Origin of the sequence: Martinezella lusitana (assembly GCF_010668395.1) — a bacterium.
In the GTDB taxonomy this organism is placed as follows: Bacteria; Pseudomonadota; Alphaproteobacteria; order Rhizobiales; family Rhizobiaceae; genus Rhizobium; species Rhizobium lusitanum_A.
In genome coordinates this window covers 1-879 of the sequence record NZ_WUEY01000071.1, presented here as the reverse complement: position 1 = coordinate 879, position 879 = coordinate 1, and the positions used below count along the sequence as shown (strand labels likewise).

2 protein-coding genes are annotated in these 879 nt (G+C 51.2%); one reads left to right on the top strand and one right to left on the bottom strand.

Translation table 11 applies throughout. The features are described from left to right. Positions 1–231, top strand: a 231-nt coding sequence (locus GR212_RS37025) for a hypothetical protein (RefSeq protein ID WP_204326923.1), incomplete at its 5' end; no start/stop codon positions are given. On the opposite strand, the gene GR212_RS36555 is transcribed toward GR212_RS37025, so the two are convergent. Further along, on the bottom strand, positions 228–542 hold the full coding sequence (locus tag GR212_RS36555) for a hypothetical protein (protein WP_348643604.1): 315 nt from the start codon (positions 540–542) through the stop codon (positions 228–230). The genes GR212_RS37025 and GR212_RS36555 overlap by 4 nt on opposite strands. Positions 543–879: the final 337 nt, after the last annotated feature.

The window sequence follows — 879 nt, the reverse complement described above, 5'->3', positions numbered from 1 at the left end:
CATATGCGGCAGAGACTCGGCGCGGCGGACATCACGAGGACGAAGAGCCGGGTCTCTTTCTGGGGACCCAATGTGAAATTACTCTGTCGATTATTGCGTTCAGTCGCCTTCTTCAAACCTGCCGATAAAGACAAGGCTTCTAAGCTTGAGCCTTGGGCTGTTGCCGCAATTGAAGAATTCGACCGGGAGATTAGTGTTTTCTGTCGGCGGTCGCGGTTTAAACTCGTCTAGTCGTCGGCAGATGGCGAGCGGCGCCGAGCTTCCCCAAGTCGCTTCATGGCCTTCTGCTTTTCTTCCGCATCGTCCCGGCTGAAGTGGGCGCGCGCCATCAAGAGGCTCAGCTCTTTGAATTTAGCGAAGTCTGTCGATCCACTTCGATAAAGCTGTATTACCTGGCCTGCGAATGCCTCCCGACTGAATTCGTTCAAATCGAACCAAATTTGTTCGATGATCTCGTTAAAAACCGCTTGTAACACTTCCAGTTCGTCCGGCCGGAAGACGCCTTCCATCAGTTGATGATATCGTTGAATTTTCTTAGCCACCAGCGCTTAATTCTTCTTGATACCAAACATATTCTCCCCAGACCTTTCAAATCAACATTCAAGTGACGGCGACCCGCTTTGACTTGGCCGAGGATTCAGACCATAAATGATCACGTTCATTACGAGCCCCCATCATCTGACGAGCCTTCCGTGTGTGATTGCGGAAAGCTGTATGAAGTGCGCTGTTGGGGGACAGAATGGAACGTTTTCGGCGACTATCGGGTAGGTCACTGCGTCCGAAAGAATTGGAGATCGTGGATAGGGTCTTTCGTCTTGTGACGGGCCAGCCGTGGTTCGACAAAAACGAATATTGTCTGGATGGTTTTGCTGTGCGGCT